This window comes from Pseudomonas laurentiana (assembly GCF_014648275.1).
Classification (GTDB): Bacteria; Pseudomonadota; Gammaproteobacteria; order Pseudomonadales; family Pseudomonadaceae; genus Aquipseudomonas; species Aquipseudomonas laurentiana.
In genome coordinates, this window is the sequence record NZ_BMQU01000004.1 from 1 (window position 1) to 21,697 (window position 21,697).

The following is a 21,697-nucleotide window of genomic DNA, read 5'->3' on the forward strand; positions in this document are numbered from 1 at the left end:
GTACGGAACCGTACGCACGGTGGTGTGAGAGGACGGCGGGTGTGAACTCGCCTCCTACTCGATTTGGTCGCTGCCTCGAGGTCTGGGCGCTTCCGGGCAATTTACTGCCCAATCTTGCCTCGACACTTCAGTGATTCGCCGTTGTGTTGCACAATAGGCGCCGAACGTTCTCCCCCAGGATTTGCAATGTCAAAGTCAACCGTCTTCGGTGCGCTCGGGCTGGCCCTAGTGCTGGCGGGTGTTTCCGGCTGCTCCTCAAAAAAAGCCGCCATCTACGAGCATGAGAATTTCGACGATTCGGGCACCTTCTCACGCAGCTTTCCAGTGAGCGAGGCCAGTTCCTGTGAGGCCGCACGACGCGCCTTGCTCAGCCAGGGCTACATCATCACCTCCAGCGGTGCGGGTCAGCTCACGGGGAACAAGAGTTTCCAGCAGACCGGCGATACCCACATGCAGATCAGTTTCAATGTGGTCTGTGCGGCTGACAATAGCAGTGCCAAGCGCTCGACCATGTTCGCCAACGCCCTGCAAGACCGCTATGCGCTGAAAAAGTCCAATACCTCGGCCAGTCTTGGGGTTGGGGTGCTTGGCTCGGTGTCGATGCCCATTGGCTCCACTGACGACTCCATGGTCAAGGTGGCCAGCGAGACCGTTACGTCGGCCAAGTTCTATGAGCGCTACTTCGCGTTGGTTGAGAGCTTCCTGCCCAAAGAGCAGAAGAAGCCGCAGAAGAAAGCGACTGAGCCTGAGAAGGCGCCTGAGCACGCTCCTGTGGCTGTGCCAGCGGTTGAGCTGGGCGTACCGGAAAGCAATCTGGCTCCAACCCCAACCCCAACCCCGACCCCGACCCCAACCCCGGCAGCGCCAGCCAGCGCGCCAGAGCCGGCGCCCCTGGTGCCACCACCCGTTGCGCCGCCCGCTCCGCCAGTGGCCAATGACAGTGCCGGCTCGAAGCCTGTGGCGCCTCCGGTCGACGCGGCGCCGATCACGGTTCAGGAAGTACCTGCTGCTCCGCTCACGCCTGTACGCAGTGAGCCAGCACCCGTGGCGAACCCCACGGTCAGCGCGGAACAACCAGCCCCGTAAAGGGCGCAGATAAATCGTCCAGCGTCTGCTACGTTTATTTCAAACGGTGGTCTTGTCATTTTTCCTTCACCCCGGCACTTTAAGGTGAATGACGAATCAATGACATGAATGAGAGAAATGGAGCAGGCAATGGACGACTATCAAGAAGAGCTTCTCGACTACAACGCCTACGAACTCGATCTGCCTGAACCGGCAGATGACGCTACAGAGCTCTAGGCCGTGCGCCGTTGACTGCGGCGGAAATCTCCCGGGGTGACCCCGCTCCAACGCTTGAAGGCGCGCTGGAAGGCCTCTGCCGAAGCAAATCCCAACAGGTAGGCGATCTCGCCGAAGGCTAACTCCGTATCACGGATGTAGGCCATCGCCAGGTCGCGTCGCGTGTCGTTGAGAATGCTCCGGAATTGCGTGCCTTCCTCAGCCAGTTTACGTCGTAGCGTCCAGGTCGGAAGCTGCAGGCGGCTGGCGACTTCTTCCAGATCCGGTTCATGCCCACCGCTGAGTAGCGGCCCCAGCAGTTGCACGATACGTTCGCTGAGGCTGCGAATACGGGTGCGCTGTTCCAGTTCACGTTCGCATAACTGCAGAAGGTGCTGCCAGGTGCTAGGGCAATGAGTGCGGTTGCGCAGTTCGAGCTGGCTGCGGCTCAGGCGTAACTGGTTGGTCTGGGCCGCAAAATGGACAGGCGTCAGGCTCAGTCCTTGATACTGTTCGGCATAGGCGGGTGCCTCAAACTCTATATCGATGCGTTCGGCCTGCAGGGGCATGCCTGCCACACTCGACAGTTGCGTCAACCAGCCCGCCAGGAGTGAGTCGACCACGAAGCGGTTGTAGGCGTTGTATGGGCTGATCGAATAGAAGCGCAGCCAAGCCCCTTGGGGGTCTTCATGAAACGTCGACTGCCCCCGGTAGTTGGCGGCATACAGGGGTTCAAAGCGCAGCAGGGTGCGAGCAGCTTCGCCTACGGTGGGTGCCTGGGCGGCGGTGACCCCGGCCAGGCCTGCCTGGCTCATACGGCTCAGGCGGCCCATGTGCAGGCCCAGGGCCGGGTTGCCGGTGAGGGTGATAGCGGCATGGCCCAGGTGCATGTAGCGCGGTATCGATAGCCGGGCACCCGGCTCGGCCAGGCGCGCCGGCTCCAGGCCGTAGTGTGCTAGCAGCGGCGCCGGGTCGTGACCGAGGTATCGCAAGGTTTCCTCCAGGCTCTGGATAAACCCTACCGATAGATCTCCCAGGCGTACCCGTGGACTAGGCATTGTCTTACAGCCAAAGGTTGAGCAGCCGCGCGCCAGGTTTGGCGCTGACGCTGAAGTTTTGGCCATTACGGCTGGCAAAGCCCTCGCCGTTTGCGCTGATTTCCCAGAACCGACCTTGCAGGAACACACTCATGCTGGCCTGTTCACTGCCTTTGCTGGCAAGTATCAGGCGTTGCCAGGCTTCGCCTTCACTCACCTCTCCGGGCTTAAGCGGCAGTTGTGTCGCCAGCGGTTGATGGCGGTTGCCGCGCCAGGGGGCGTTCCAGCCATTCTTGGCACCAATGAACGCCGGGTTGGCAATCAGGTGTACTGCCTGATGCTCGAGCTGGCGGTAGTTGTCCGGGTACCAGCTGTCGCTGCCCACCAGTACACCCAGGCGCCCAGCTGGCGTCTCCAGCACCTGCAAGGGTTGATCGCCCTCATGAATGAAGCGGCGTACGGCATTGTCCGGGTGTTGTTGGCGCAAGGGCTGGCCTAGCACCGAGCCGTCGTTGGCGAACACCACACTGCTGTTGTACAGGGGGCCTGAGCCCACTCGAAGCCTGCCGTCCTTGATATAGGGCTCGGGCAGGACAATGGAGCCTGCCACTAGCGTGACGTCGAACTCGCGTGCCAGGCCACCGAACACTGCTTGATAGTCGGCTGCCATCTGACTCGCTTTCATGCGCAGGTGAGCGTCGGAACGGCGGTCATCTCCCGTGGCGCGAAGCATCGCCAGACCGTAGTGGAACGGGTTGCTCAACTCCAGCCATTGTCGGGCCTGGTCAAGGCGTGTGGCCTGGTACATTTCGTTCTTTTCGCCGCGCGCCCAAAGCCAGGTGCCGATGTGTTCGGGCAGGATGACAACCGTCTTGGCGTTGATCAGGCCCAGCTCACGTGCGTGTTGCAGGTACGCCGCCAGTTTCAGGTGCAAGCGCTGCAGGCTTTGATAGTCGCCGGGGAAAAGTTCTGGCTCGATGCCCAGCAAGTTGCCCTGGTTGGCGGGCACGCCCTGATTCAGCGTCAGCTCGATACGCAGGTCTGACAGGTAATGGCCTACAGGACGTTGCTCCGTCCACAGCCCATAGCCGCACAGCATGGTGATGACAACGAGGGCAAGTGCGCCGAGCAGGAGTTTTTGCATGGGGCGGGCAAGGCCGGCAGAGGAGTTGAGCCCCTAGGGTAGTCGTGCTGCGCGGTTGGATCAATAAGTTGTCACTTTCGGTCATTGAGCGACTGGGCGCAGCTCTTTAATGTCGGATTCAGATAACTGACGGGCTCCGCCAACGGTCGAGACGCCCGCATTCCGTGATTAACGCTTGCCGTGGAGTACGTTATGGCCGCTGCCCAATACCCGCATCTGTTGGCTCCGCTAGACCTGGGGTTCACCACGTTGCGTAACCGTACCTTGATGGGATCGATGCACACCGGCCTTGAAGAGCGGCCAGGTGGTTTCGAGCGTATGGCGGCTTATTTTGCCGAGCGCGCCCGGGGTGGGGTGGGGTTGATGGTGACCGGCGGTATTGGTCCCAACGAAGAGGGGGGGGTGTATGCCGGTGCAGCCAAACTGAGCACCCCGGAGGAGGCGCAGAAGCACCGTATCGTGACTCAGGCGGTGCATGAGGCAGGTGGCAAGATTTGTCTGCAGATTCTCCATGCCGGGCGGTATGCCTACAGCCCCAAGCAGGTTGCACCCAGTGCCATTCAGGCGCCGATCAACCCGTTCAAGCCCAAGGCGCTGGACGAGGAGGGTATCGAGAAGCAGATTCGGGATTTCGTGAACTGTGCCGTGCTGGCACAGAGCGCCGATTACGATGGCGTCGAGATCATGGGCTCGGAAGGTTACTTCATCAACCAGTTCCTGGCGGCCCATACCAACCACCGCACGGACCGCTGGGGTGGCAGTTACGAGAACCGCATGCGCCTGGCGGTGGAGATCGTGCGCCGGGTGCGTGAGGCGGTCGGGCCGAATTTCATCATTATCTTCCGCCTGTCGATGCTTGACCTGATCGAGGGCGGCAGTAACTGGGAGGAGATCGTGCAGTTGGCCAAGGCCATTGAGTTGGCCGGAGCCACGCTGATCAACACCGGTATCGGTTGGCACGAAGCGCGTATTCCGACTATTGCGACCAAGGTGCCGCGTGCCGCCTTCAGTAAGGTCACCGCCAAGTTGCGTGGTTCGGTGACGATCCCGCTGATTACGACCAACCGCATCAATACGCCTGAGGTCGCTGAGCAGATCCTCGCCGAGGGCGACGCCGACATGGTTTCGATGGCGCGTCCGTTCCTGGCTGACCCGGAGTTCGTCAACAAGGCTGCGGCGGGGCGTGCTGACGAGATCAATACCTGTATTGGCTGCAACCAGGCATGCCTGGATCACACCTTTGGCGGCAAGCTGACCAGTTGCCTGGTCAACCCGCGTGCGTGCCATGAAACCGAGCTCAACTACCTGCCGACCCGTCAGTTGAAGAAAATTGCGGTGGTCGGGGCAGGCCCTGCCGGCCTTGCAGCCGCTACGGTGGCCGCTGAGCGTGGGCATCAGGTCACCCTGTTCGATTCAGCCAGTGAGATTGGCGGGCAGTTCAACGTTGCCAAGCGTGTGCCGGGCAAGGAAGAGTTTTATGAAACCCTGCGCTACTTCAAGCGCAAGCTGCAGACCACCGGTGTCGAGGTATGCCTCAACCGCCGCATGAGTGTCGAACAGTTGCTCGACGGCGGCTACGATGAGGTCATTCTGGCGACCGGCATTGCGCCGCGTTTGCCGGCAATTCCCGGTATCGAGCATGCCAAGGTGTTGAGCTATCTGGACGTCTTGCTGGCCCGTAAGCCAGTAGGCCAGCGTGTGGCGGTCATCGGTGCCGGTGGCATCGGCTTTGATGTGTCCGAATACCTGGTTCACCAAGGCGTGGCGACCAGCCAGGACCGTGAGGCGTTCTGGAAGGAGTGGGGCATTGATACCACCCTGCAGGCCCGTGGCGGCGTTGCCGGGGTGCATCCGCAACCGCATGCGCCGGCCCGTCAGGTATTCCTGTTGCAGCGCAAGAAATCCAAGGTGGGGGATGGGCTGGGCAAGACCACTGGCTGGATTCATCGCGCCGGTTTGAAAAACAAGCAGGTGCAGATGCTCAACAGCGTCGAGTACCTGAACATCGATGATGAAGGGCTGCATGTCCGTATTGGCGAAGGCGAGCCGCAGCTTCTGCCGGTCGACAATGTGGTTATCTGTGCCGGTCAGGAGCCACTGCGTGAGCTGTATGACGGCTTGCAGGCTGCCGGCCAGTCGGTGCACTTGATCGGGGGGGCCGATGTCGCGGCGGAGCTGGATGCCAAACGCGCAATCAATCAGGGCTCGCGGCTGGCGGCCGAACTCTGATGTAGCCGGTACGGCGGGGTGCGCTAGACTGCGCCTCCCGCCCAGTACCGAGTCTGCTGCTCCAATGTTCGAGTCACTCCCCCTGGCCCCACTTCAGCCGCTGTCACTGCCCTGGTTGAGCCGTGCGGGTGTCGAGGTGGCCGTCCTGCGCCTTGACCTCATCGACCCGCTGATCAGTGGCAACAAGTGGTTCAAACTGCTGGAGCACGTACGTGAGGCACGTGCCGCGGCAGCTCCCGGCATCATCAGCCTGGGGGGGGCGCATTCCAATCACCTTCATGCGCTTGCGGCCGCGGGTCTTCGTTTTGGCTTTCGTACGGTCGGTTTGCTGCGTGGCCATCCACAGGACACGCCCACGGTCCGAGACCTGCACAGCTTTGGAATGGAGCTGCACTGGTTAGGTTATGGCGGCTATCGGGCGCGGCATGAACCGGGCTTCTGGGTGCCTTGGCTCGCTCGCTACCCTGGCTGGCATTGTGTGCCTGAAGGTGGCGGCGGGGCGCAGGGCGTCAAAGGGTGTGCACGGATCGTGGAGCAGGCCCGTTGTCAGCTCTCGGCGCTGGGGTGGCCTGATTACGATGGCTGGTGGTTGGCGGTAGGGACCGGTACCACATTGGCCGGACTGGTGGCGGCTGAAACAGGCGCTCACTGGGTGCAGGGCGCTTTGGCGGTGCCTGGCGACCATGGTGTTGCCGAGCAGGTCGATAGCTTGCTGGGTGCAGGCCGCGCAGGTTACGTGCTGCATGAGGCTAGTCGCGGAGGCTTTGCCAAGGTCGATGCCGCGCTGTTGGCGTTTATTGAGGCCTCCGAGGCAGAGTCGGGCATTCCTCTGGAACCGCTGTACACCGGAAAAGCCCTGCTCGCCCTGTACGAGCAGGTGGAGCAGGGCGCCTTCGCGCCGGGCACGCGGCTGATTTTCCTGCACACCGGCGGCCTGCAAGGCCGCCGTGGGCTGGTTTAGTCGGCTTTAGGCAGCATGCGACGCAATGTGTTGTCGCGGCTGACGTAATGGTGATATAGCCCTGCCAGGGCGTGCAGGCCGATCAGCCAGTAGCCCAGTGAGGCGATCAACTCATGCCAGCCCTTGATCTGCTTGCCCAGGTCTGGGTCTGGCGCAACCAAGGCTGGCAGGTTGATACCGTAGAACGGGATCGGTTTGTCGTTGGCGCTGAGAATCAGCCAGCCCGCCACAGGCAGACCGATCATCATGGCGTACAGCGCCCAATGCATCAGTGTCGCCAGGCCGCGCTGCCAGGCGGGTGGGTTGGGTTCGATACGGGGTGTCGGGCTGATGACACGCAGCAACAGGCGCAGCCAGACCAACACGAATACGCTCAGGCCAAGCATGAAGTGCAGGTCTTTCATCAGGGCGCGCTCGGCGCTGTCCTTGGGGAAGATGCCCCGTAGCTCGATACAGGCATACACCGCTGCCAGCAGTATCAGCATCAGCCAGTGAAGGGCAATCGACAGGCTGCCGTAGCGGTCCCGGGTGTTGGTTAGCGTCATATGAGCTCCTCGTTATCAGGTCGTATTTCGCGCTCTTGTTGGCGCCGAACATTAACTGTAATTGTTTGTTTCACAGATCATAGGGGAAATTGCAGCAAAATTTCGTTAGCGAGCAAACGAACGCTCGTTAAACTCTATCGACTTTTCCCCTCTACCTTGTGCAAGGCTGTTGTCTCATGCTGATGGCGTCATTGATATTTCTGCTGACTATCACCTTGGTGATCTGGCAACCCAAGGGGCTCGGTGTCGGTTGGAGCGCGACCTTCGGGGCCTTGTTGGCGCTGTTCAGTGGTGTGGTGCAGTGGAGCGACATTCCCGTGGTCTGGCAGATCATCTGGAACGCTACCGGTACCTTCATCGCATTGATCATCATCAGCCTGCTCCTCGACGCAGCGGGCTTCTTCGCCTGGGCGGCCTTGCATGTGGCGCGGTGGGGGCGTGGCAGCGGGCGGCGGCTGTTCGCTTACATTGTGTTGCTGGGGGCGCTGGTGTCGGCACTGTTTGCCAACGACGGCGCGGCGCTGATCCTGACGCCTATCGTCGTTGCCATGTTGCTGGCCTTGCGTTTTTCGCCAGCGGCGACCCTGGCATTCGTCATGGCTGCAGGCTTTGTTGCAGACACCGCCAGCTTGCCATTGGTGGTGTCGAACCTGGTGAACATCGTTTCGGCGGATTTTTTCGGCATTGGTTTCAACCGATATGCTGCCGTCATGCTGCCAGTGAACCTGGTGAGTGTGGCGGCAACGCTGGGTATCCTGATGTGGTTCTTTCGCCGTGACATTCCGCGCGACTACAACCCGCTGCAACTGGATCAGCCGCGCAGTGCGGTTCAGGATCCGGCCACCTTCGTGGCCGGTTGGCTGGTGTTGCTGATCTTGTTATTGGGGTGCTTTGCCCTGGAACCGCTCGGCATTCCAATCAGTGCGATCTCGGCGGTGTGTGCGGCTGTCTTGCTGCTGGTCGCTGCCCGTGGTCACGCTATTTCCACGCGCAAGGTGCTCAAGGAAGCCCCATGGCATATCGTGATCTTCTCGCTGGGTATGTACCTGGTGGTGTATGGCTTGCGCAATGCGGGGTTGACCGGGCAGTTGGCCACCTTGCTCGATACGTTCGCCCGCTCCGGTGTATGGGGGGCGGCACTGGGCACAGGGCTGCTCAGCGCTGTCTTGTCGTCGATCATGAACAATTTGCCGACCGTCTTGATCGGCGCCTTGTCCATCGACGCCAGCCAGGCCACGGGTGTGGTCAAGGAAGCGATGGTCTATGCCAACGTCATTGGCAGCGACCTGGGGCCGAAAATCACCCCGATCGGCAGCCTGGCGACCCTGCTCTGGCTGCATGTGCTTGAGCGCAAGGGCGTACACATTGGTTGGGGGTATTACTTCAAGGTCGGCATTGTCCTTACCGTGCCGGTGTTGCTGCTGACCCTGATGGCGCTGGCGCTGCGCTTGACGGTTGTCTAGGGGCGCGAAGGGCGTCTGTCAGCCGGGCAGATTCGGCCAGGCATCGGCCACCAGGAAAACGCGTTCGGCCTCCTCCCAGTCGCCGGACCCGGTTTCCACCAGCCTTACCATCAGTTGTGCCGGGGCCAGTGGGTCGAGGGCGTCTAGCCAAGCCTGCAGGTGCTCGGTTGTCCACGTCTGTTCAGCCGGGTAGCGTGCTGGTGCCAGCCAGGCGTGGCGCGGCAGGTGTTGCCAGCGACCGGCCGGGCTCTGCGCAAAAAAAGCCGGCCAGTCCCGTTGATGTAGCCAGCGGCCTTTGAGGTGCTGGGGATTCGCCCCACGGGGCGATGCGGTATGGCCCGGCCAGGGATAGAGCAGGTAGCCGCCCAGCCACAAGTGCGCGCTGAACTGTTCGATATCCAGGGCTGCCAGGGCTTCGCGGCTTTCGGCGCGGGCCGAGATGGGGAGTTGGTGCTGTGCCAGGTGGGCCAGTTTGAGGTCGAGGCGGTCATGACAGCCGGGGCCCAGCCATAGCGCCGGATCGCTGCCGCCTCCCGCCTGGGGGCCCAGGTAGAGCTTGATGGCCAGCTCAAGGTGATGCACGCCTTCGTGGTCACGCAGGAGGATGTCGAGTTCGCCCAGTGTGTGCCCTCCATCACGGATCGGCAGGTTGGCGGCCAGTAACTCGATCCCGGGAGCATGGTGCAGTGCAAACTGCCAGAGGCGTTCGTAGTACAGGCCCAGTCGTCGGTTGGCGGCCTGCGCCAGCCAATGCAGCAGGGGGCCGCTGTCCTGATCCAGGTCGTACAGCCATTGGCGCAGGTGTTCCGGTTGCCCTACCCAGTCGCTGCCTCGCAGCGGGTGGCGCTGAGGCCAGGGCGTCGCGCTGAGCATCGGCGGGGCCAGGATTACCCAGGCCAGATCACGGACCTGCGCTTGGCGCAGTTGGCGGGGCAGGTCGGTCAGGTCAGGAAAAGGGTTCATTCTGCGAGCATAGCCCCGATGCCCGATGGATTGCGAAAAAACGCCAGCGTTTGCCGCTGCATAGCGCTTTCGCCCATAATCGGAGTCTTTCGCCCACTGGCCATTTCACCCGCCGCAGAGCCTTGCAGGAGCCCCATGGAGCAATTTCGCAATATCGGTATCATCGGCCGCCTTGGCAGTTCCCAGGTGCTCGATACCATTCGCCGACTGAAAAAATTCCTGCTGGCGCGGCATCTGCACGTCATCCTTGAGGACACCATCGCCGAAGTACTGCCAGGCCATGGCCTGCAAACCTCGTCGCGCAAGTTGCTCGGCGAAGTCTGCGACATGGTCATCGTGGTAGGGGGCGACGGCAGCCTGTTGGGTGCCGCCCGAGCCTTGGCCCGGCACAATATCCCGGTATTGGGGATCAACCGTGGCAGCCTTGGCTTTCTCACCGATATTCGCCCCGACGAGCTTGAGGTGAAGGTCGCTGAAGTACTCGATGGCCATTACCTGGTGGAAAACCGCTTCCTGCTTCAGGCCGAAGTACGCCGGCATGGCGAGGCCATTGGCCAGGGTGATGCGCTGAACGACGTGGTGCTGCATCCGGGCAAGTCGACGCGGATGATCGAGTTCGAGATCTACATTGACGGCCAGTTCGTCTGCAGCCAGAAGGCCGACGGTCTGATCGTCGCCACCCCGACCGGCTCGACCGCCTATGCGCTGTCGGCGGGTGGGCCGATCATGCACCCCAAACTCGACGCTATCGTCATCGTGCCGATGTACCCGCACACCCTGTCCGGGCGACCGATCGTAGTCGACGGCAACAGCGAACTGAAGATCGTCGTGTCCAAGGACCTGCAAATTTACCCGCAGGTTTCCTGTGACGGTCAGAACCACTTTACCTGTGCCCCGGGTGACACCATCACGGTGAACAAAAAGCCGCAAAAGCTGCGCTTGATTCATCCGCTGGACCACAATTACTACGAGGTGTGCAGAACAAAACTCGGCTGGGGCAGCCGTTTGGGCGGTGGAGGCGACTGATGCTCGATCCCGCGCGCAGTTACGATCTGATCGGTGATGTACATGGGTGCGCCCAAACCCTTGAACACCTGCTTGAAACCCTTGGCTACAGACGCCTGGGGGGAGTCTGGAGGCATGCGCAGCGTCAGGCGCTGTTTCTGGGCGACATTATTGACCGTGGGCCACGGATCCGCGAGGCGCTGCACCTTGTGCATGACATGGTCGAGGCCGGCCAGGCCCGTTGCATCATGGGTAACCACGAGTTCAGTGCGCTGGGCTGGAGCACTCCAGCCTTGCCGGGCAGTGGCAAGACCTATGTGCGTGAACACACGCCGCGTCATGCCCACTTGATTGACGCGACACTGACCCAGTTCGCTCATCATCCTGCTGATTGGCACGATTTTCTCGGTTGGTTCTATGAGCTGCCGTTGTTCCTTGATGCCGGGCGTTTTCGCTTGGTTCACGCCTGTTGGGACGCCAACCTGATCGAGCCGTTGCGGCTGGAACGTCCGAACGGTTGCATCGACGAGCATTTCGTCCAGGCGTCGGCTGTGTCCGACAGCTTTGCCTCTGTCGTATGCAATCGCCTGTTGCGGGGTACCGACATGCGTCTGCCGGGCGGCTTGACCCTGACCGGTGGCGACGGCCTGACCCGAGCGTTCTTCCGTACCAAGTTCTGGGAAGAAGACCCGCAGACCTACGGCGACATCGTTTTCCAGCCCGATGCCTTGCCTGAACAGGTTGCCAGCACGCCGCTGACCCACACGCAAAAAAGTAATCTGCTGCGCTACGGTGAGGATGAGCCGATGCTCTTTGTCGGGCATTACTGGCGCAGTGGCAAGCCCGCACCGATTCGGCCTAACCTGGCTTGCCTTGACTACAGTGCGGTGCTTTACGGCAAGTTGGTGGCTTATCGGCTGGACAATGAAACCCGGCTCGATCCGCACAAGTTCGTCTGGGTCGATGTCGAGCGGCCGGAGGCCAACGTATGAGCGTGGTGAATGTGGTCGAGGTGCTGCGCCTGCCGTTGAGCATCGACCTGAGTGGTTTTATCGGCTTGCTGAGGCGCCTGCAGGTACCGCACCGGGTCAGTGAGGAGGGCGGCGAGCAGGTCTTATGGGTCAGTGAGCCGCTGGCCGGCGAAGTGCTGGCGCTGTATCAGCGTTTCCCGGAAGGCAATGCCGAGTTTGCCGCCGAGCCACTGCCAAACACTGAGTCAATACGGCCCGGTGTCGTCGAGCAACTTCGCGCAAGCAAGGCCACCGCGGCGATCTTGCTGCTGTGCCTGGTGGTGGCAGGCCTGACGGGCCTGGGTGACAACCTGTCGACCTTGAGTTGGCTGACCTTTCTCGATTTCACCGTGCATGGCGACTACCTCTACTTCACACCGCTGGCCGAGAGCCTGGCCAAGGGGCAGTGGTGGCGCCTGGCGACACCCATGCTGGTGCATTTCGGCGTGTTGCACCTGGCCATGAACGGCATGTGGTTCTGGGAGCTGGGCCGCCGTATCGAATGGCGCCAGGGCGCGTGGGCGATGCTTGGCCTGACGCTGCTGTTTGGCGTGGTGTCCAACGCTGCACAGTACCAGTTCGGTGGTCCGAGCCTGTTTGGTGGATTGTCCGGGGTGCTTTACGGCCTGTTGGGTTACATCTGGTTGTATCAGTGGCTTGCCCCCAATCCGATGTATCGCATGCCGCGTGGGGTGTTGGTCATGATGCTGATCTGGCTGCTGCTGTGCTTGTCCGGCCTGATCAGCTTGCTCGGCTTCGGCCAGATCGCCAACGCCGCCCATGTCGGTGGGTTGTTGGTCGGTTGCCTGAGCGGGCTCTTGGGCGGGGCGCTGGCCCGGCGTAAACTGACGACTTGATTTTTGGAGACGCTATGTCCACTTTTTCGCAAATGATCGAAAACATCACCCCGGAAATCTACGAGAGCCTGAAACTCGCCGTAGAAATCGGTAAATGGTCCGACGGGCGCAAGCTCACTGCCGAGCAGAAGGAGCTGTCGTTGCAGGCGGTCATCGCCTGGGAAATGCAGAACCTGCCGGAAGAACAGCGTACGGGCTACATGGGCCCGCAGGAGTGCGCGTCGAAGTCGGCACCGGTGCCTAACATTCTGTTCAAGTCGGATGCGCTCCATTGATCGAGCTCGGTCGCGGATCCATCAGCAAAATGTCGGCGCGCCTCGAATCGCCTTTGGTTCAATACGCGTTTCGTCTTGGCGACAGTGAAGTACCGGTCAATCCCTTGCTGGGCACTACCGTGCGTCTTGAGTACCTGGGGGCAATCCACTGCATCCATTGTGGGCGCAAGACCAAGACCAGCTTCAGCCAGGGTTACTGTTACCCCTGCATGAGCAAGCTGGCCCAGTGCGATGTCTGCATCATGGCCCCGGAGAAGTGTCACTACGACCAGGGCACCTGCCGTGAGCCGGCGTGGGGCGAACAGTTCTGCATGACGGACCATATCGTCTACCTGGCCAACTCGTCCGGGCTCAAGGTCGGTATTACCCGTGCCAGCCAGTTGCCGACCCGCTGGCTCGATCAGGGGGCCAGCCAGGCACTGCCGATCATGCGTGTGGCCACCCGGCAACAGTCGGGGCTGGTCGAGGACCTGTTCCGTGCCCATGTACCGGACCGCACCAACTGGCGTGCGTTGCTCAAGGGCGATGCCGAGGCAGTGGACCTGGTTGCCGTGCGCGATCAACTGTTCGAACAGTGCGACGAAGGTCTCCAGGCGTTGCACGCACGCTTTGGTCTGCAGGCCATCCAGCCGTTGTCAGACGCTCAGCCCGTCGACATTCGCTATCCGGTCGAGGCCTACCCGAGCAAGATCGTCAGCTTCAACCTGGACAAGAATCCGGTGGCTGAAGGCACGCTGCTGGGCATCAAGGGCCAGTACCTGATCTTCGACACCGGCGTGATCAATATTCGCAAGTACACGGCCTATCAACTCGCCGTGCATCAGTAAAAGGATCGCCACATGCGTACCGAACAGCCGCAAGTGATTTACCTCAAGGACTATCAGGCCCCCGAGTACCTGATCGACGAGACCCACCTGACCTTCGAGTTGTTCGAGGACCACACACTGGTCCACGCGCAGTTGGTCATGCGCCGCAACCCGGCGCGCGGGGCTGGCTTGCCACCGTTGGCGCTGGATGGCCAGCAACTGGAACTGCTGTCGGTACAGCTCGACGACCGCGAACTGAGCGCTACCGAGTATGAGCTGAGCGATAGCCACCTGAGCCTGCAACCAACGGCCGCCCGCTTCACCCTCGACACCACGGTCAAGATCCATCCGGAAAGCAACACTGCGCTGGAAGGCCTGTACAAATCGAGTGGCATGTTCTGCACCCAGTGCGAAGCCGAGGGCTTTCGCAAGATCACCTATTACCTCGACCGTCCGGATGTGATGAGTAAATTCACCACCACGGTGATTGCCGAGCAGCATCGTTACCCGGTGCTGTTGTCCAACGGTAATCCGGTCGGCACCGGGCCTGGCGAAGACGGCCGGCATTGGGCGACCTGGGAAGACCCGTTCATGAAGCCGGCCTACCTGTTTGCGCTGGTAGCGGGCGACCTGTGGTGTGTCGAAGATACCTTCACCCGCCAGTCGGGGCGTGACGTGACCCTGCGCATTTATGTCGAGCCGGAAAACATCGACAAGTGCCAGCACGCCATGACCAGCCTGAAGAAGTCCATGCGCTGGGACGAAGAGGTCTATGGGCGTGAGTACGACCTGGACATCTTCATGATTGTTGCGGTCAACGACTTCAACATGGGCGCCATGGAAAACAAGGGTCTGAACATCTTCAACTCCAGCTGCGTGCTGGCTCGCGCCGAAACCGCTACCGACGCTGCGCACCAGCGTGTCGAGGCGGTGGTTGCCCACGAATACTTCCACAACTGGTCGGGTAACCGCGTGACCTGCCGCGACTGGTTCCAGCTGTCGCTCAAGGAAGGCTTTACCGTGTTCCGCGATGCCGAGTTCTCGGCCGACATGAACTCGCGGACGGTCAAGCGTATCGAAGACGTGGCCTACCTGCGTACCCACCAGTTTGCCGAAGATGCCGGTCCAATGGCCCATGCCGTACGCCCGGACAGCTTCATCGAGATTTCCAACTTCTACACCCTGACCGTGTATGAGAAGGGGTCGGAAGTGGTGCGGATGGTGCGCACCCTGTTGGGGGCTGAAGGCTTCCGCAAGGGCAGTGACCTGTACTTCGAGCGCCATGATGGCCAGGCGGTAACCTGCGATGACTTCATCAAGGCCATGGAAGATGCCAACGGTGTCGACCTGAGCCAGTTCAAGCGCTGGTACAGCCAGGCCGGGACGCCACGCCTGGCGGTCAGCGATGCCTATGACAGCGCCGCGCAGACCTACAGCCTGACCTTCCGGCAGAGTTATCCACAAACTCCGGACAAACAGGAAAAGCAGCCTTTCGTCATCCCGGTAGAACTGGGCCTGCTCGATGCGCAGGGCAACGACGTGCCACTGCGTCTGCTCGGTGAGGCGGCCGCCGAAGGCACCAGCCGCGTGCTGTCGGTGACCGAGGCTGAACAAACCTTCACCTTTGTCGATGTTGCGGCCAAGCCACTGCCTTCACTGCTGCGCGGCTTCAGTGCACCGGTCAAGCTGAGCTTCCCGTATGACCGCGACCAACTGATGTTCCTGATGCAGCATGACAGCGACGGCTTCAACCGTTGGGAAGCAGGCCAGCAACTGTCGGTGCAGGTCCTGCAAGAACTGATCGAGCAGTACAAGCGGGGCGCGGAGCTGGTGCTGGACCCGCGTCTGGTCACGGCACTGGGCAGCGTCCTGAGCAATGATCAACTGGATCAGGCGATGGTCGCTGAAATGCTTTCGTTGCCGAGTGAGGCCTACCTCACTGAAATCAGTGAAGTGGCGGATGTCGACGCGATCCATACGGCCCGCGAGTTCGCCCGCAAACAATTGTCCGAGCAGTTGTTCGACGCATTGTGGGCCCGTTACCAGGCCAATCGCGCGGTGTCGCGCAACACCGCGTATGTTGCCGAAGCCGAGCATTTTGCCCGTCGCAGCCTGCAGAACATCGTGCTCTCGTACCTGATGCTCAGTGGCAAACCACAGGTACTGGAAGCGACCCTGGAGCAGTTCGACGCGTGTGACAACATGACCGAGCGCCTGACCGCGCTGGCCGTGCTGGTCAACTCGTCGTTCGAGGCCGAACGGGCCAAGGCGCTGGAGACCTTCGCCGAACACTTCAAGGACAATCCGTTGGTGATGGACCAGTGGTTCAGTGTCCAGGCTGCGAGTACCTTGCCGGGCGGTTTGGCACGGGTTAAAGCATTGATGCAGCATCCGGCCTTCACCATGAAGAATCCGAACAAGGTGCGTGCCCTGATTGGCGCTTTTGCCGGGCAGAACCTGGTTAACTTCCATGCGGCAGACGGTTCTGGCTATCGCTTCCTGGCGGACCTGGTGATTGAGCTCAATGCGCTGAATCCACAGATCGCCTCGCGGCAACTGGCACCGCTGACCCGCTGGCGCAAGTACGACGCTGCGCGTCAGGCGCTGATGAAGGGTGAGCTGGAGCGCATTCTCGCGTCTGGTGCGCTGTCCAGTGATGTCTATGAGGTGGTCAGCAAAAGCCTCGCTTGACGGTTGTTTTCACACGCTTGCAGGCGTCAGCGTCAGCGTCAGCGTTCGCTGATGCCGTCGCCGGCAAGTCGGCTCCCACAGGGCTACACAAGGCCCTGTGAGCGTTGGCTTGCCAACGATGCAGGCGCCACGCACTCGTCCTCTCCGTTCCCGCGCTTAACAAAAGATAACGTCTTGTTCGTTGTCAGCCCTTTCTAAACCCCGATAGGATGGTTCTCAGCTATTGCGGGGCTCTGGAACAGGGTTTTTGGCAGTGCCCGCAAATAGATTTGACCCAAATAACAATTAAATCGGGGGAGAGATCTATGGGTGAGCCCGTCATGGCGCGCACCGGGTATGGTGCAGGGCAAGGGCGCAGGGGCGCGACGGTGCTGGTTGGCAGCAGCCTTCTGGCGTTGGCCCTGGGCATGTTTGCCAATGCTATCGAGGCGGCGCAGGCGCCAGCAGCTTCTGCAACGGTCTACGCCATTGATTCCGACAAGGCTGCCCACAGTCTGCTGCTCGATGTCACCAAGGCCGGCGCGCGGCTGGTAGCGGTCGGTGACCGTGGCCACATCCTCTTTTCCGATGACCAGGGGCAGACCTGGACCCAGGCACGGGTACCTACCCGGCAGATGCTCACGGCGGTTTACTTTGTCGATGCCAGCCATGGCTGGGCGGTGGGGCATGATGCGCAGATCCTCGCCAGCAGTGACGGCGGTGCGACCTGGAGCAAGCAATTCGAAGACCTCAAGCGTGAAGCGCCTCTGCTGGATGTGTGGTTCCAGGACCCGCAGCACGGTTTTGCCGTTGGGGCTTACGGGGCCTTGCTTGAAACCGTTGATGGTGGCGCAGCCTGGCAGGAGGTCAGTGACCGCCTGGACAACGAAGATCAACTGCACCTCAATGGTATCGCGGCGGTGAAAGATGCAGGCCTGTTTATCGTCGGTGAGCAGGGCGTGATGTTCCGTTCAGCCGACGCTGGGCAAACCTGGAACCGGGTGGAAAGCCCCTATCAAGGGTCGTTGTTCGGTGTGGTCGGTACGGCGCAACCGCGCACGCTGCTGGCTTATGGTTTGCGCGGCAATCTGTTTCGCTCTACCGACTTTGGCGACACCTGGCAAACCATCCCCCTGCAGGCCGAACGCGGTCAGCTTGAGTTTGGCTTGTCCAGCGCGACGCTGCTGGATGATGGCAGCCTGGTACTGGTCGGTAATGGCGGCAGCGTTCTGCGCAGCACTGACGATGGTGCACGCTTCAGTGTCTATAACCGGACCGATCGTATCGCGCTGGCGGCTGCCAGCGCACTCACGGATGGCAAGCTGATTCTGGTCGGCCAGGGTGGCGTGCATATCGCTGCATCCTCTGGCGCCGAGGGGGTACAACCATGACCAGTCGTGAATCGTTTGGCATGAACCAGCACCACAAGGACAAGGCGTCAGTGCTTGAGCGCCTGATTTTCAACAATCGCCCCGCGGTCATCTTCATCTGCCTGGTCGTCAGCCTGTTCCTGTTCTGGCAGGCCACCTTGATCCGCCCCTCGACCAGCTTCGAGAAGATGATCCCGCTTGAGCATCCGTTCATCGAGAAAATGCTCGAACACCGTAACGACCTGGCCAACCTTGGCAATACGGTGCGGATCTCGGTGGAAGCAGTCGATGGCGATATCTTCGACAAGCAGTACATGGAAACCCTGCGGCAGATCCATGATGAGGTGTTCTACATTCCCGGTGTCGACCGTTCTGCGCTCAAGTCATTGTGGAGCCCGAACATTCGCTGGACCGAGGTGACCGAAGAGGGCTTTGCCGGTGGCGAGGTCATTCCGAAGACCTACGATGGCTCCGCCGACAGCCTGGATGAACTGCGCAGCAACGTGCTCAAGTCTGGGCAGATCGGCCGCCTGGTGGCCAACAACTTCAAATCCAGCATTGTCGATGTACCGCTGCTGGAGTCTTACCCCGACCCACAGGACCAGGGTAAACAGATCAAGCTGGATTACCAGCAGTTCTCCCATCAGCTGGAAGAGAAGATCCGCGACAAGTTCCAGGCGCAGAACCCCAATGTCAAAATCCATATCGTCGGTTTCGCCAAGAAAGTGGGTGACCTGATCGATGGCCTGATGATGGTGGCGATGTTCTTCGGTGTCGCCCTGCTCATTACCTGGGTGCTGCTGTACTGGTTTACCTGGTGTATCCGCAGCACCATCGCCGTATTGATCACCACCTTGGTGGCGGTGGTCTGGCAACTGGGCCTGATGCACGCGGTGGGGTTCGGCCTGGACCCATACTCGATGCTGGTGCCGTTTCTGATCTTCGCCATCGGCATTTCCCATGGGGTGCAGAAGATCAACGGTATCGCCTTGCAGTCCAGCGATGCCGACAACGCCCTGATCGCGGCGCGACGAACCTTCCGCCAACTGTTCTTGCCGGGGATGATCGCCATCCTGGCCGACGCGGTGGGTTTCATCACCCTGCTGATCATCGATATCGGGGTGATCCGCGAGTTGGCCATTGGTGCTTCCATCGGTGTTGCAGTCATCGTCTTTACCAACCTGATCCTGCTGCCGGTGGCGATTTCCTACGTTGGCATCAGCAAGAAGGCTATCGAGCGCAGCAAGCGCGATGCCACGCGTGAGCACCCGTTCTGGCGGCTGCTGTCCGGCTTCGCCAGCGCCAAGGTAGCGCCTGTGTCAGTGGTGCTGGCCCTGTTCGCTTTCGGTGGTGGTCTCTGGTACAGCCAGAACCTGAAGATCGGTGACCTCGACCAAGGCGCACCTGAACTGCGCCCCGACTCACGCTACAACCTGGACAACCGCTTCATCATCAGCAATTACTCGACCAGCTCCGATGTGCTGGTGATCATGGTCAAGACACCGTCCGAAGGCTGTTCGGTCTATTCGACCATGGCGCCGATCGACGAGCTGATGTGGACGATGGAAAACACCCCGGGCGTGCAGTCGGCGATCTCGCTGGTGACCGTGTCCAAACAGGTCATCAAGGGCATGAACGAGGGCAACCTGAAATGGGAAACCCTGTCGCGTAACCCGGATGTGCTGAACAGTTCGATCTCCCGTGCCGACGGTCTCTACAACAGCGACTGTTCGCTGGCACCGGTGCTGGTGTTCCTCAACGACCACAAGGCTGAAACCCTGGAGCGTGTGGTCACGGCAGCCAAGGCCTTCGCTGCGGAACACAACAAGGACGGCCTGGAGTTCCTGCTGGCGGCGGGCAATGCCGGGATCGAGGCCGCGACCAATGACGTGATCAAGTCGGCCGAGCTGACCATCCTGATCCTGGTGTACATCTGTGTGGCCGTGATGTGCATGATCACCTTCCGCTCCTTTGCCGCGACCTTGTGCATTGTCCTGCCGCTGGTACTGACCTCGGTGTTGGGCAATGCGCTGATGGCCTTCATGGGTATCGGGGTGAAGGTGGCAACCCTGCCCGTGGTGGCGCTGGGTGTGGGTATCGGGGTGGACTATGGCATTTACATCTACAGCCGCCTGGAGAGCTTCTTGCGCGCCGGGTTGCCGCTGCAAGAAGCCTACTATCAAACCCTCAAGTCCACCGGCAAGGCGGTGTTGTTCACCGGCTTGTGCCTGGCCATCGGCGTCGCGACCTGGATCTTCTCGGCGATCAAGTTCCAGGCCGACATGGGCTTGATGCTGACCTTCATGTTGCTTTGGAACATGTTCGGTGCGTTGTGGTTGTTGCCGGCACTGGCACGTTTCCTGATCAAGCCGGAGAAACTGGCGGGCAAGGAGGGTGGGTCGATTTTCGCCCATTGATCGCCCGGTTGAGCGCATCGCCGGCAATCCCGGCTCCTTCGGGGGCTGGCGTTGCCGGCAATCCCGGCTCCTTCGGGGGCTGGCGTTGCCGGCGATGTCGTTTGCATTGGAGTATCATTGTGCTTTTCCGCAAGATGATGCCGCGCTCATGACGACCCTTTCCCACGCTTTGCAAGCCAGCGACATGCTGCTGATCGACGGCCTGCATGCTTTTGATTTCACCTTCGATGAGACCGGCCTGCGGGTTGAATGCATGGATGGCCGTGCTCTCAAGCGCTGGCAGTTCAGCATCGAGCAGGTCAATGCGGCCCGCGCGGAGGGCGGCGACTGGTTGATCGCGGCCGACGGCGTCGAGCACCGTCTGGTGTGCATGAGTGCCTTGCGCGCCTCGGAAGAGGACGACGATGAAACGTCTACTGATGTCTCTATTGATCAATAGTGCCATTGCCATGACTGCCACAGCACAGGGGCACGAACTGCTGGTCGGCAGCTACACCGAGGGCCGTAGCGAAGGGATCTATCGCTACCGTTTTGACAGCCAGCGTGGGCACATCGCGCCAGTGCCGCTGCAGGTGGTGTCGAGCGTCAACCCATCGTGGCTGGTTGTGTCCGGTGACCGTCGCTTGCTGTTCGCGGTCAATGAGAACGGCGCCGGGCGCGGGCAGGTCAGCAGCTTTGCGATTAGCCCCGGCAGTGGTGTCTTAAGCCCGCTCAATCGCATCGACAGCCTGGGCGACGAACCGACCCACGCCAGCCTCAGCGACGATGGCCATTACCTGTTCGTCGCGAACTATGCGGTTCAGCCGACACCGGGCGGTAGCCTGTCGGTGCTGCCTGTGGCGGCTGACGGGCGTTTGTTGCCGGTGGTGCAACAAGAGCGCCACCCGCCCAGCTACGTCAATCCTGAGCGTCAGGCCGGTTCTCATGTGCATGCCGCGGTACTGTCGCCGGATGGGCGCTATGTGTTCGCCTGCGACCTGGGTGCCGACAAGGTGTTTGTCTACCGCTACGACCGTACTGACCTCGAGCACCCCTTGAGCCCGGCCAGCCCGGCATCGGTCAGCCTGCCGCCGGGTAGTGGGCCTCGCCATCTGGTATTCGCAGCCAACGGCAGACAGGCGTACCTGACCCTGGAGATGAGCGCCGAAGTGGTGGTGTTCGACGCCCGGGATGGCAGCCTTGTCGAGCGTCAACGGCTACCCTTGAGCGATACGCAGGATCCGGCGAGCAAAGCGGCAGGTGCCTTGCACCTCTCGCCGGACGGGCGTTTCCTGTACGTGAGCAACCGCGGTACCGCCAACGAATTGCGGGTGTTCGCAATCGACCCGGTCAAGGGAACGCTGACGCCCCTGCAACGGCGTTCCGTGGAGGGTGATCATCCTCGCGAGTTCACGCTCGACCCGAGTGGTGACTATGTGCTGGTCGCCAACCAGAAGAGCAACGAGATCGTGGTTATCCAGCGTGATCGGCATACCGGCCTGCTGGGCAAGACCGTGCAGAAGCTTGCCCAGGATGCACCTTCGGACCTGAAGTTCGTCAATTGATGAATTGAGCCGTGCGCTCCTTATGGAAGCAGGTCTTGCCTGCAATACAGGCGCCGCGCACCTGCTGATACGCCACCCCCCCATCGCGGGCAAGCCCGCTCCCACAAGGGCAGCGCACGC

18 protein-coding genes are annotated in these 21,697 nt (G+C 61.0%); 14 read left to right on the forward strand and 4 right to left on the reverse strand.

All coding sequences use genetic code 11. The features are described 5' to 3' along the window. Positions 1 to 186: 186 nt before the first annotated feature. The gene (locus IE038_RS05420; protein ID WP_189395277.1) at positions 187 to 1,086 is read left to right on the forward strand and encodes a DUF2242 domain-containing protein; all 900 of its coding nucleotides are present in this window, start codon (positions 187 to 189) and stop codon (positions 1,084 to 1,086) included. Positions 1,087 to 1,298: 212 nt separating this feature from the next. On the opposite strand, the gene IE038_RS05425 is transcribed toward IE038_RS05420, so the two are convergent. Together IE038_RS05425 and IE038_RS05430 are read right to left on the reverse strand one after the other, a co-directional pair. Next, complete coding sequence (locus IE038_RS05425; protein ID WP_163939265.1) at positions 1,299 to 2,339, reverse strand: AraC family transcriptional regulator; 1,041 nt, start codon at positions 2,337 to 2,339, stop codon at positions 1,299 to 1,301. A 4-nt stretch (positions 2,340 to 2,343) separates the two neighbouring features. After that, a complete protein-coding gene (locus tag IE038_RS05430) occupies positions 2,344 to 3,462 on the reverse strand; it encodes a nitrilase-related carbon-nitrogen hydrolase (RefSeq protein ID WP_163939267.1) in 1,119 nt (372 codons plus the stop codon). Between the two features lie 192 nt (positions 3,463 to 3,654). Between IE038_RS05430 and IE038_RS05435 the strand changes: the two genes are divergently transcribed. After that, positions 3,655 to 5,691 (forward strand): NADPH-dependent 2,4-dienoyl-CoA reductase, encoded by a 2,037-nt coding sequence (locus tag IE038_RS05435; protein ID WP_189395278.1) that lies wholly within the window; start codon positions 3,655 to 3,657, stop codon positions 5,689 to 5,691. A gap of 64 nt (positions 5,692 to 5,755) precedes the next feature. After that, a complete protein-coding gene (locus tag IE038_RS05440) occupies positions 5,756 to 6,652 on the forward strand; it encodes a 1-aminocyclopropane-1-carboxylate deaminase/D-cysteine desulfhydrase (RefSeq protein ID WP_189395279.1) in 897 nt (298 codons plus the stop codon). Here IE038_RS05440 and IE038_RS05445 read toward each other — a convergent pair. Then, positions 6,649 to 7,197, reverse strand: a complete 549-nt coding sequence (locus IE038_RS05445; protein ID WP_163939269.1) for a cytochrome b — start codon at positions 7,195 to 7,197, stop codon at positions 6,649 to 6,651. The genes IE038_RS05440 and IE038_RS05445 overlap by 4 nt on opposite strands. Positions 7,198 to 7,373: 176 nt before the next feature. Between IE038_RS05445 and IE038_RS05450 the strand changes: the two genes are divergently transcribed. Then, on the forward strand, positions 7,374 to 8,660 hold the full coding sequence (locus tag IE038_RS05450) for an arsenic transporter (RefSeq protein ID WP_189395280.1): 1,287 nt from the start codon (positions 7,374 to 7,376) through the stop codon (positions 8,658 to 8,660). Positions 8,661 to 8,678: 18 nt separating this feature from the next. Here the strand turns inward: IE038_RS05450 and IE038_RS05455 are convergent, their stop codons facing one another. Continuing rightward, complete coding sequence (locus IE038_RS05455) at positions 8,679 to 9,623, reverse strand: DUF1853 family protein (protein ID WP_163939271.1); 945 nt, start codon at positions 9,621 to 9,623, stop codon at positions 8,679 to 8,681. 135 nt (positions 9,624 to 9,758) lie between these two features. On the opposite strand from IE038_RS05455, the gene IE038_RS05460 reads away from it, so the two are divergent. The 10 genes from IE038_RS05460 (at position 9,759) to IE038_RS05505 (ending at position 21,577) form a co-directional block, all read left to right on the forward strand. Then, complete coding sequence (locus tag IE038_RS05460) at positions 9,759 to 10,649, forward strand: NAD(+) kinase (protein ID WP_102053349.1); 891 nt, start codon at positions 9,759 to 9,761, stop codon at positions 10,647 to 10,649. After that, positions 10,646 to 11,620: a metallophosphoesterase gene (locus IE038_RS05465; RefSeq protein WP_189395347.1), complete on the forward strand. Its 975-nt coding sequence runs from the start codon at positions 10,646 to 10,648 to the stop codon at positions 11,618 to 11,620. The genes IE038_RS05460 and IE038_RS05465 overlap by 4 nt, the downstream gene beginning before the upstream one ends. Positions 11,621 to 11,625: 5 nt before the next feature. Beyond that, positions 11,626 to 12,495: a rhomboid family intramembrane serine protease gene (locus IE038_RS05470; protein ID WP_163939275.1), complete on the forward strand. Its 870-nt coding sequence runs from the start codon at positions 11,626 to 11,628 to the stop codon at positions 12,493 to 12,495. Between the two features lie 14 nt (positions 12,496 to 12,509). Further along, positions 12,510 to 12,770: a YeaC family protein gene (locus tag IE038_RS05475; RefSeq protein WP_065758578.1), complete on the forward strand. Its 261-nt coding sequence runs from the start codon at positions 12,510 to 12,512 to the stop codon at positions 12,768 to 12,770. After that, complete coding sequence (locus tag IE038_RS05480) at positions 12,767 to 13,597, forward strand: DUF2797 domain-containing protein (protein WP_189395281.1); 831 nt, start codon at positions 12,767 to 12,769, stop codon at positions 13,595 to 13,597. Before IE038_RS05475 ends, IE038_RS05480 begins: the two co-directional genes overlap by 4 nt. Positions 13,598 to 13,609: 12 nt before the next feature. Next, positions 13,610 to 16,267, forward strand: coding sequence for an aminopeptidase N (gene pepN, locus IE038_RS05485; RefSeq protein WP_163939273.1), 2,658 nt, complete (start codon positions 13,610 to 13,612; stop codon positions 16,265 to 16,267). A gap of 305 nt (positions 16,268 to 16,572) precedes the next feature. After that, entirely contained in the window at positions 16,573 to 17,637 is a 1,065-nt protein-coding gene (locus tag IE038_RS05490) for a WD40/YVTN/BNR-like repeat-containing protein (protein WP_407682222.1), read from the forward strand. Positions 17,638 to 17,657: 20 nt separating this feature from the next. Then, positions 17,658 to 20,033, forward strand: coding sequence for an efflux RND transporter permease subunit (locus tag IE038_RS05495; protein ID WP_163939279.1), 2,376 nt, complete (start codon positions 17,658 to 17,660; stop codon positions 20,031 to 20,033). A gap of 148 nt (positions 20,034 to 20,181) precedes the next feature. Next, a complete protein-coding gene (locus IE038_RS05500; protein ID WP_163936484.1) occupies positions 20,182 to 20,472 on the forward strand; it encodes a DUF5629 family protein in 291 nt (96 codons plus the stop codon). After that, positions 20,438 to 21,577 carry a lactonase family protein gene (locus IE038_RS05505; protein ID WP_189395282.1) on the forward strand — a complete coding sequence of 380 codons (1,140 nt, stop codon included), beginning with the start codon at positions 20,438 to 20,440 and terminating at the stop codon, positions 21,575 to 21,577. Before IE038_RS05500 ends, IE038_RS05505 begins: the two co-directional genes overlap by 35 nt. Positions 21,578 to 21,697 lie beyond the last annotated feature (120 nt).

Coding starts and splice junctions, on each gene's coding strand:
- IE038_RS05420 (WP_189395277.1), top strand. CDS start 187: ATGTCAAAGTCAACCGTCTTCGGTGCGCTCGGGCTGGCCCTAGTGCTG.
- IE038_RS05425 (WP_163939265.1), bottom strand. CDS start 2,339: ATGCCTAGTCCACGGGTACGCCTGGGAGATCTATCGGTAGGGTTTATC.
- IE038_RS05430 (WP_163939267.1), bottom strand. CDS start 3,462: ATGCAAAAACTCCTGCTCGGCGCACTTGCCCTCGTTGTCATCACCATG.
- IE038_RS05435 (WP_189395278.1), top strand. CDS start 3,655: ATGGCCGCTGCCCAATACCCGCATCTGTTGGCTCCGCTAGACCTGGGG.
- IE038_RS05440 (WP_189395279.1), top strand. CDS start 5,756: ATGTTCGAGTCACTCCCCCTGGCCCCACTTCAGCCGCTGTCACTGCCC.
- IE038_RS05445 (WP_163939269.1), bottom strand. CDS start 7,197: ATGACGCTAACCAACACCCGGGACCGCTACGGCAGCCTGTCGATTGCC.
- IE038_RS05450 (WP_189395280.1), top strand. CDS start 7,374: ATGCTGATGGCGTCATTGATATTTCTGCTGACTATCACCTTGGTGATC.
- IE038_RS05455 (WP_163939271.1), bottom strand. CDS start 9,623: ATGAACCCTTTTCCTGACCTGACCGACCTGCCCCGCCAACTGCGCCAA.
- IE038_RS05460 (WP_102053349.1), top strand. CDS start 9,759: ATGGAGCAATTTCGCAATATCGGTATCATCGGCCGCCTTGGCAGTTCC.
- IE038_RS05475 (WP_065758578.1), top strand. CDS start 12,510: ATGTCCACTTTTTCGCAAATGATCGAAAACATCACCCCGGAAATCTAC.
- pepN (WP_163939273.1), top strand. CDS start 13,610: ATGCGTACCGAACAGCCGCAAGTGATTTACCTCAAGGACTATCAGGCC.
- IE038_RS05490 (WP_407682222.1), top strand. CDS start 16,573: ATGGGTGAGCCCGTCATGGCGCGCACCGGGTATGGTGCAGGGCAAGGG.
- IE038_RS05495 (WP_163939279.1), top strand. CDS start 17,658: ATGAACCAGCACCACAAGGACAAGGCGTCAGTGCTTGAGCGCCTGATT.
- IE038_RS05500 (WP_163936484.1), top strand. CDS start 20,182: ATGACGACCCTTTCCCACGCTTTGCAAGCCAGCGACATGCTGCTGATC.
- IE038_RS05505 (WP_189395282.1), top strand. CDS start 20,438: ATGAAACGTCTACTGATGTCTCTATTGATCAATAGTGCCATTGCCATG.